This is a genomic window from Rhizobium sp. MHM7A, from assembly GCF_005862215.1.
In the GTDB taxonomy this organism is placed as follows: Bacteria; Pseudomonadota; Alphaproteobacteria; order Rhizobiales; family Rhizobiaceae; genus Rhizobium; species Rhizobium bangladeshense.
This window is the reverse complement of record NZ_VCHT01000008.1, coordinates 308019-317481: the sequence shown is the minus strand read 5'-3', so window position 1 is coordinate 317481 and position 9463 is coordinate 308019. Positions and strand designations below refer to the sequence as shown.

Sequence of the window (9463 nt, the reverse complement as noted above, 5' to 3'; positions counted from 1 at the left end):
GCGCCGACGGTGCGGCCGCCTTCGCGGATCGCGAAGCGCAGCTTTTCTTCCATCGCGATCGGAACGATCAGCTCGACGTCAACCGTGACGTTGTCGCCCGGCATGACCATTTCCGTGCCTTCCGGCAGCGTCACGATGCCGGTAACGTCGGTCGTGCGGAAGTAGAACTGCGGACGGTAGTTGGTGAAGAACGGCGTATGACGGCCGCCTTCTTCCTTCGTCAGGATGTAGGCTTCTGCCTTGAACTTCTTGTGCGGCTTGACAGAGCCCGGCTTGCACAGGATCTGACCACGCTCGACACCGTCACGGTTAACACCGCGGATCAGCGCGCCGATGTTGTCGCCAGCCTGGCCCTGGTCGAGCAGCTTGCGGAACATTTCAACGCCGGTCACCGTCGTCTTCGACGTCGGACGGATGCCGACGATCTCGACTTCTTCACCAACCTTGACGATGCCACGCTCGACGCGGCCGGTCACCACAGTACCACGGCCCGAGATCGAGAACACGTCTTCGATCGGCATCAGGAACGGCTGGTCAACCGGACGCTCAGGCGTCGGGATATAGGAGTCAACCGCAGCCATCAGTTCGCGGATCGCGTCTTCGCCGATCTTCTTGTCCGAATCTTCAAGAGCAGCAAGCGCCGAACCCTTGACTACCGGAATGTCGTCGCCCGGGAAGTCGTAGGACGACAGAAGCTCGCGAACCTCAAGCTCAACAAGCTCGAGAAGCTCGGCGTCGTCAACCTGGTCGACCTTGTTCAGGAACACAACGATCGCCGGAACGCCGACCTGGCGGGCCAGCAGGATGTGTTCACGCGTCTGCGGCATCGGGCCGTCAGCAGCCGAGCAAACCAGGATCGCGCCGTCCATCTGCGCTGCACCGGTGATCATGTTCTTAACGTAGTCGGCATGGCCGGGGCAGTCGACGTGCGCGTAGTGGCGGTTCGGGGTCTCATACTCAACGTGCGCCGTCGAGATCGTGATGCCGCGCGCCTTCTCTTCCGGAGCCGCGTCGATCTGGTCATACGCCTTGAACTCACCGAAGTACTTCGTGATCGCTGCCGTCAGAGACGTCTTGCCGTGGTCAACGTGGCCGATCGTGCCAATGTTGACGTGCGGCTTGTTGCGCTCAAACTTACTCTTTGCCATTTTCGGCTCTCCGTTTTGCTAGTCCCCGAGGGGATCTAATTCTTGTTATCGGTCAATTGGTATTCCGGTCACTTCTGACCGGAATACTTTGCCTGGATTTCGGTTGCGACGTTCGAGGGGACCGGTGCGTAGTGATCGAAGGTCATCGTGTACTGAGCGCGGCCCTGCGACATGGAACGCAGGTTGTCGACGTACTTGAACATGTTCGCCAGCGGAACGTTGGCGCTGATGACAACCGCGATACCACGGCTTTCCTGACCCTGGATCTGGCCACGGCGGGAGTTGAGGTCGCCGATAACGTCGCCGACGTAATCTTCCGGGGTGACGACTTCGACCTTCATCATCGGCTCGAGGAGCTGAGCGCCGGCCTTCTTGGCTGCTTCACGGAAGCAAGCGCGGGAAGCGATTTCGAACGCCAGGACCGAGGAGTCGACGTCGTGGAAGGCGCCGTCGATGAGGGTCGCCTTGACGCCGAGCATCGGGAAACCAGCCAGGGGACCAGAGGACAGGACGCTTTCGATACCCTTCTGAACGCCGGGGATGTATTCCTTCGGAACGGCACCGCCGACGATCTTGGATTCGAACTTGAAGTCTTCGCCATCCGGGTTCGGTTCGAAGATGATCTTGACGCGCGCGAACTGGCCGGTACCACCGGTCTGCTTCTTGTGCGTGTAGTCTTCTTCGGTCTGGCGCGTGATCGTTTCGCGATAAGCAACCTGCGGCGCACCGACGTTTGCTTCAACCTTGAACTCGCGGCGCATGCGGTCGACGATGATGTCGAGGTGCAGTTCGCCCATGCCGGCAATGATCGTCTGACCGGATTCCTGGTCCGTCTTCACGCGGAAGGACGGGTCTTCAGCTGCCAGGCGGTTGAGCGCAAGGCCCATCTTTTCCTGGTCACCCTTAGACTTCGGCTCGATGGCGATCTGGATCACCGGCTCGGGGAATTCCATGCGCTCGAGGATAACCGGCTTCAGCGGGTCGCAGAGCGTATCGCCAGTGGTGGTTTCCTTGAGGCCGGCGAGAGCAACGATGTCGCCTGCAAAGGCTTCTTCAATGTCTTCACGCGAGTTGGAATGCATCTGCAGCATGCGGCCGACGCGCTCGCGCTTGTCCTTGACCGTGTTCAGAACCGAAGAGCCCTTTTCAAGCTTGCCGGAGTAGATGCGGGCAAAGGTGAGCGAACCGACGAAGGGGTCGTTCATGATCTTGAAGGCCAGCATCGAAAGCGGCTCGGCATCGTCTGCATGACGCTCGATGTCGGCTTCGGTCTTGAAGTCGATGCCCTTGATCGCCGGAATGTCGAGCGGCGACGGCAGGTAGTCGACGACGGCGTCGAGCAGCGGCTGAACGCCCTTGTTCTTGAAGGCGGTACCGCAGAACATCGGATGGAACTTGACGTCGATTGTACCGCGGCGAACGAGCTCACGGATCTTATCGTTGTCGGGCATGTTGCCTTCGAGATAGGCTTCCATCGCAGCTTCGTCGATCTCGACAACGGTCTCGATCAGCTTCTCGCGATATTCTTCAGCCTTGGCCTTCAGGTCATCCGGGATCTCGACGACGTCCCACTGAGCGCCGAGCGATTCGTCACGCCAGATCAGGGCGTTCATTTCGACGAGGTCGACAACGCCCTTGAAGTCGCTTTCAGCGCCGATCGGCAGCTGCATGACGACAGCGGTGGCGCCAAGACGAGTCTTGATCATCTCGACCGAGCGGTAGAAGTCCGCACCGGTCTTGTCCATCTTGTTGCAGAAGATCATCCGCGGAACGTTATACTTCTCAGCCTGGCGCCAGACGGTTTCCGTCTGCGGCTCCACGCCGGCGTTGGCGTCGAGCAGCGCGATGGCGCCGTCGAGAACACGCAGCGAACGCTCGACTTCGATGGTGAAGTCGACGTGGCCGGGAGTGTCGATGATGTTGAAGCGGCGCATCTTGCCGTCACGGCCCTTCCAGAAGGTCGTGGTAGCAGCCGAGGTGATCGTGATGCCACGCTCCTGCTCCTGCTCCATCCAGTCCATGGTGGCTGCGCCGTCGTGGACTTCGCCGATCTTGTGCGACTTGCCGGTGTAGTAAAGGATACGCTCGGTGGTCGTGGTCTTGCCGGCGTCGATATGCGCCATGATACCGAAATTACGGTAGTCTTCGATCTTATATTCGCGAGCCATGGTGGACTGCCTTTCGATACCGTTCGGAATTACCAGCGATAATGCGAGAACGCGCGGTTGGCGTCAGCCATCTTGTGCGTATCTTCGCGCTTCTTGACGGCCGAGCCGCGGTTGTTGGACGCATCGAGCAGTTCGCCGGACAGACGGTCGATCATGGTAGTTTCGTTGCGCTTGCGGGCGGCAGCAATCAGCCAGCGAATGGCGAGAGCCTGGCGGCGCTCCGGACGGACATCGACCGGAACCTGGTAGGTCGCACCACCGACGCGGCGCGAGCGGACTTCAACGTGCGGGGCAATGTTGTCGAGCGCAGAATGGAAAACCGAAAGCGGCTCCTGCTTGGACTTACCCTGGACGGCGTCGAACGCACCGTAGACGATGTTTTCAGCAACGGACTTCTTACCATCGAGCATGATGGCATTCATGAACTTGGTCACGACGAGGTCACCGAACTTCGGATCCGGATTGATCTCGCGCTTTTCTGCTTTATGACGTCTGGACATACTTTTTCGTCTCTTCAACCGTTAAGGCGCTTTACCACGCGGAGGACCTCGCGCAGCGCCGGATTATTCAAACCCGAATTACTTCGGACGCTTCGCGCCGTACTTGGAGCGGCGCTGCTTGCGGTTCTTGACACCCTGGGTATCGAGAACGCCGCGGATGATGTGGTAGCGGACACCCGGAAGGTCCTTGACGCGGCCGCCACGGATCATGACGACAGAGTGTTCCTGAAGGTTGTGACCTTCGCCGGGAATATAACCAATGACTTCGAAGCCGTTGGTCAGGCGGATCTTTGCGACCTTACGCAGAGCCGAGTTCGGCTTCTTCGGCGTGGTCGTGTAGACGCGCGTGCAAACGCCGCGCTTCTGCGGGTTCTCCTGGAGAGCGGGAACCTTATTACGCTTTACGTTCGCCTGGCGAGGCTTGCGGATCAGCTGGTTTACGGTAGGCATTCAACCATCCCTTACGTTTATCTCAGTACCCTTGCGGGCTTGAACTCACGCCGTCTCCGGCAATGACGCACACTTTCTGTCAATGCGCAAAATATGGCCCGATCCGCTTCCGCAGATGGACCACAAGGAGCAGAGGACGCATGAAACCATGCGTCATGCGTGCAGCATCATGACTTCAACGTGCGTTTAGAACCTTGTTTGAGGTGAACTTCAGGGCGCGTCGCTCCGAACAGCCAAGCCTCACATGGGATCTGATGGGCGGGGTACTACTGGTTTCCACCCTTCTCGTCAAGGCCGATTAAGAAATAAACTTGGCCACATCACCTTGATATGCGGGCCGAACGCCCTGTTTTCATCCTTCTAGACGCATTCAGGGACGTGCGCCAAGATAAAAACTTGGGCCTTGCAGCAAAAGCGGTTAAGGAATCAGCAATTGCGGCGTTAGGTCCTCTCAGCGGATTCGACAAAGCGAATCTCCAGAACCGAGGACAGGCGATGATCACGACACCTGACAACGACAATAACTTCGACGGGCCTATGATCTTCATCATCATCGGCAAGGGCTACGAGTCCGAGGCCAGCGAAGGCATCGACCTGCACATTCTGCTGAAGGCGCCCGATGACGACACCGCGGTGCGCGAAGCCTTGAACGCCCTTGCCGAGGAGGGCTTCATCGAGGCTGATCTCGATCAGATCGGCATGCTAACCGAAGTTCCGGCGGAAGAGCCGCACGCCTCGGCCTATCAGGGTGCGATTGATGGCGAGGTCGCGATCATCCGGTTCAACTGACGGGAACGCCTTCCCTCCCCCGATCAATCAGAGAATAGCACAAACGAAAACCGCCCGGATCGCTCCGGGCGGTTTTTCAATTCGTGGGCGTCAGCTGCGAATTATTCCGCGGCCGGAGCGTTTTCAGCCATATCCTGCAGCATCGGGGTGGCAACGGCTGCGCCGCTGCCCTTGCGCCGCTCTTCGAGGATCAGCTCGTCGCGCGAGGTGGCGATACGGCGGATCTGGGTCATGGTGCCACCGGTACCGGCCGGAATGAGGCGGCCGACGATGACGTTTTCCTTCAGACCCTGCAGGCCGTCGGTCTTGCCGGCGATCGCAGCTTCCGTCAGCACCTTGGTCGTTTCCTGGAAGGACGCGGCCGAGATGAAGGACGGAGTCTGCAGCGACGCCTTGGTGATGCCGAGAAGGACCGGCTCGCCGCGGGCGGGCTTCTTGCCCTGCTCGATCAGGTGGTCGTTGACGTCTTCGAGCTCGATCCGATCGACATTGTCGCCGACGATATAGGTCGAGTCGCCTGCATCGGTGATCTCCACCTTCTGCAGCATCTGACGGACGATGACCTCGATGTGCTTGTCGTTAATGACCACGCCCTGCAGACGATAGACTTCCTGGATTTCGTTGACGAGGTAGGAAGCCAAAGCCTCTACGCCCTTGATCGCCAGGATGTCGTGCGGAGCCGGGTTACCATCGAGGATATAATCACCCTTTTCGATATAGTCGCCGTCCTGAAGGTGGAAGGGCTTGCCCTTCGGGATCAGGTATTCGACAGGCTCGACACCGTCTTCAGCCGGCTCGATGATGACGCGACGCTTGTTCTTGTAGTCGCGGCCGAGGCGGATCGTACCATCGATCTCTGCGATGATGGCATGGTCTTTCGGACGGCGTGCCTCGAACAGCTCGGCAACGCGCGGCAGACCACCGGTGATGTCCTTGGTCTTGGCGCTTTCGAGCGGCGAACGGGCGAGAACGTCACCTTGGGAGACCTTCGTGCCCGGCTCGACGGACAAAATCGCGTCGACCGACAGCAGGAAGCGAGCGTCGCCACCGCGAGACAGCTTGGCGACATTGCCATTGGCGTCCTTGATGACGATTGCCGGCTTAAGGTCCGAACCGCGTGGTGTCGAACGCCAGTCGATGACCTGGCGCTTGGTGATGCCGGTGGATTCGTCGGTCGCTTCGAGAACCGAGAGGCCGTCGACGAGGTCTTCGAACTGAACGGTACCGGCGACTTCCGTCATCATCGGACGGGTATACGGGTCCCACTCAGCCAGACGCTGCCCGCGCTTGACCTTGTCGCCTTCGTCCACATGCAGCTTCGAACCGTAGGCGACGCGCTGCGAGGAGCGCTCGACGCCGCGCTCGTCCAGAATCTGGACGGTCATGTTACGGCCCATGGCAACGAGGCTGCCTTCGGAGTTGCGCAGAACGTTGCGGTTCTTGATCTGCACCGTACCTTCGTACGAGGCTTCCAGGAACGACTGGTCGACCACGGTTGCCGTACCGCCAAGGTGGAAGGTACGCATGGTGAGCTGGGTTCCCGGCTCGCCGATCGACTGAGCGGCAATGACGCCGACGGCTTCGCCCATGTTGACAGGCGTACCGCGCGCGAGGTCGCGGCCGTAGCAGACCGAGCAGACGCCCGTCTGGATTTCGCAGGTCAGGGCCGAGCGGATGCGGATCGACTGGATACCGGCCTTCTCGATCTCGATGACATCGGGCTCGAGGATCATTTTGCCGGCATCGACGATGCGCTCACCCGTCACCGGATGGTCGATGTCGTCAAGCGCCGTGCGGCCGAGGATACGGGCGCCGAGCGAAGCGACGACCTGGCCCGCATCGACGATGGCGGTCATGGTCAGGCCGGTTTCGGTGCCGCAATCGACGTGCGTAACAATGCAATCCTGCGCGACGTCGACGAGACGGCGGGTCAGGTAGCCGGAGTTGGCGGTCTTCAGGGCGGTGTCTGCCAGACCCTTACGGGCGCCGTGCGTTGAGTTGAAGTACTCGTTGACGGTCAGACCTTCCTTGAAGTTCGAGATAATCGGCGTCTCGATGATTTCACCCGACGGCTTGGCCATGAGGCCGCGCATGCCGCCCAGCTGGCGCATCTGGTTCGGAGAACCGCGGGCGCCGGAATGGCTCATCATGTAGATCGAGTTCATCGGCTTCTGACGGCCGGTGTTCTCGTCGAATTCCACCGCCTTGATGCGCGCCATCATCTCTTCGGCGACCTTTTCGGTCGCCTTGCCCCAGGCGTCGACAACCTTGTTGTACTTTTCGCCCTGCGTGATGAGACCGTCATTGTACTGCTGCTCGTATTCCTTCACCAGGTTTTCGGTGTCGGCAACGATCTTCGCCTTGGTGGCCGGAATGACCATGTCGTCCTTGCCGAACGAAATGCCGGCGCGGCAGGCGTGGGCGAAGCCGAGCTGCATGATGCGGTCGCAGAAGATGACCGTGTCCTTCTGGCCGCAATGGCGGTAGACCGTGTCGATCATCTTGGAGATGTTCTTCTTGGTCATTTCCTGGTTGCAGATGTCGAAGGGAACCTTGCCGTTCTTCGGCAGTAGTTCGCCGATGAGCAGACGGCCAGGCGTCGTCTCATAGATCTTCGAGTAAGGCTTGCCATCCTCGCCAATCGACTTGAAGCGGCCGCGGATCTTGGTGTGCAGCGTGACGACCTTGTTTTCCAGTGCGTGATGCAGCTCGCCGAGATCGGAGAAGGCCATGCCTTCGCCCGGCTCGTTCTGATTCAGGATCGACAGGTAGTAAAGGCCGAGAACCATATCCTGCGAGGGAACGATGATCGGAGCGCCGTTCGCCGGATGCAGGATGTTGTTGGTCGACATCATCAGCACGCGGGCTTCGAGCTGAGCTTCGAGCGACAGCGGCACGTGAACAGCCATCTGGTCGCCATCGAAGTCGGCGTTGAAGGCCGTGCAGACGAGCGGGTGCAGCTGGATGGCCTTGCCTTCGACCAGGGTGGGTTCGAAGGCCTGGATGCCCAGGCGGTGCAGCGTCGGTGCGCGGTTCAGGAGAACCGGATGTTCGCGGATGACCTCGTCGAGGATATCCCAGACCTCAGGCTTTTCCTTCTCGACGAGCTTCTTGGCCTGCTTGACGGTCGAGGAATAACCTTTCGCATCGAGACGGGCATAGATGAAGGGCTTGAAGAGCTCGAGCGCCATCTTCTTCGGAAGACCGCACTGATGCAGCTTCAGCTCCGGACCGGTGACGATAACCGAACGGCCGGAATAGTCGACGCGCTTGCCGAGCAGGTTCTGACGGAAGCGACCCTGTTTGCCCTTCAGCATGTCGGACAGCGACTTCAGCGGACGCTTGTTGGCGCCGGTGATGACGCGGCCGCGGCGGCCGTTATCGAAGAGCGCGTCGACAGATTCCTGCAGCATGCGCTTTTCGTTGCGGATGATGATGCCGGGGGCGCGCAATTCGATCAGGCGCTTCAGACGATTGTTACGGTTGATGACGCGGCGATAGAGATCGTTGAGATCGGACGTCGCGAAACGGCCACCGTCGAGCGGAACGAGCGGGCGCAGATCCGGCGGGATCACCGGAACGACCTTCATGATCATCCATTCCGGGCGGTTGCCAGACTCCATGAAGTTCTCGACGATCTTCAGGCGCTTCATCAGCTTCTTCTGCTTGAGGTCCGACGTGGTGTCGGCAAGCTCGGAACGCAGATCGCCAGCGATCTTTTCCAGGTTCATCGATGCGAGCATCTCATAGATGGCTTCCGCACCGATCATGGCCGTGAACTGGTCTTCGCCGTATTCGTCGACGGCAAGCATGTACTCTTCTTCCGTCAGGAGCTGGTGCTCCTTGAGCGCGGTCAGGCCCGGCTCGGTGACGATATAGTTTTCGAAGTAGAGGACGCGCTCGACATCCTTCAGCGTCATGTCGAGCAGCGTCGAAATGCGCGACGGCAGCGACTTCAAGAACCAGATGTGGGCAACGGGAGCGGCGAGCTCGATATGGCCCATGCGCTCACGGCGAACGCGCGACAGCGTGACTTCGACGCCGCACTTTTCGCAGATGATGCCCTTGTACTTCATTCGCTTGTACTTGCCGCACAGGCATTCGTAGTCCTTGATCGGCCCGAAGATGCGCGCGCAAAACAGACCGTCGCGTTCAGGCTTGAACGTACGGTAGTTGATGGTTTCCGGCTTCTTGATCTCACCGTAGGACCAGGAGAGGATCTTCTCCGGAGACGCGATCGAAATCCGTATGGAATCGAAATTCTGTGCAGGCACCTGCGGATTGAAAAGATTCATGACCTCTTGGTTCATGCCTGTCTCCTTCATGGGCGAAAGCGCCCTTAGCTTGCGAGGTTGGCGGCAAATCCCGGGAGCCGCGCCATCGCTTAAAACGACAATAACCGCAGAAT

6 protein-coding genes are annotated in these 9463 nt (G+C 59.5%); 1 reads left to right on the top strand and 5 read right to left on the bottom strand.

Annotated elements, in window-relative coordinates:
- From tuf to rpsL, 4 genes are all read right to left on the bottom strand, one after another.
- The coding region (tuf, locus tag FFR93_RS25235; RefSeq protein WP_138395162.1) for an elongation factor Tu at positions 1-1148 on the bottom strand (1148 nt) is incomplete at its 3' end.
- 68 nt (positions 1149-1216) lie between these two features.
- A complete protein-coding gene (gene fusA / locus FFR93_RS25230; RefSeq protein ID WP_064706974.1) occupies positions 1217-3316 on the bottom strand; it encodes an elongation factor G in 2100 nt (699 codons plus the stop codon).
- A 29-nt stretch (positions 3317-3345) separates the two neighbouring features.
- Entirely contained in the window at positions 3346-3816 is a 471-nt protein-coding gene (rpsG, locus tag FFR93_RS25225) for a 30S ribosomal protein S7 (RefSeq protein WP_004669085.1), read from the bottom strand.
- Positions 3817-3894: 78 nt separating this feature from the next.
- A complete protein-coding gene (gene rpsL, locus FFR93_RS25220; RefSeq protein WP_003547537.1) occupies positions 3895-4266 on the bottom strand; it encodes a 30S ribosomal protein S12 in 372 nt (123 codons plus the stop codon).
- 495 nt (positions 4267-4761) lie between these two features.
- Here rpsL and FFR93_RS25215 point away from each other — a divergent pair, with 495 nt between their 5' ends.
- Entirely contained in the window at positions 4762-5055 is a 294-nt protein-coding gene (locus FFR93_RS25215; RefSeq protein WP_064706973.1) for a hypothetical protein, read from the top strand.
- A 101-nt stretch (positions 5056-5156) separates the two neighbouring features.
- On the opposite strand, the gene rpoC is transcribed toward FFR93_RS25215, so the two are convergent.
- The gene (gene rpoC / locus FFR93_RS25210; protein WP_064706972.1) at positions 5157-9365 is read right to left on the bottom strand and encodes a DNA-directed RNA polymerase subunit beta'; all 4209 of its coding nucleotides are present in this window, start codon (positions 9363-9365) and stop codon (positions 5157-5159) included.
- Positions 9366-9463: the final 98 nt, after the last annotated feature.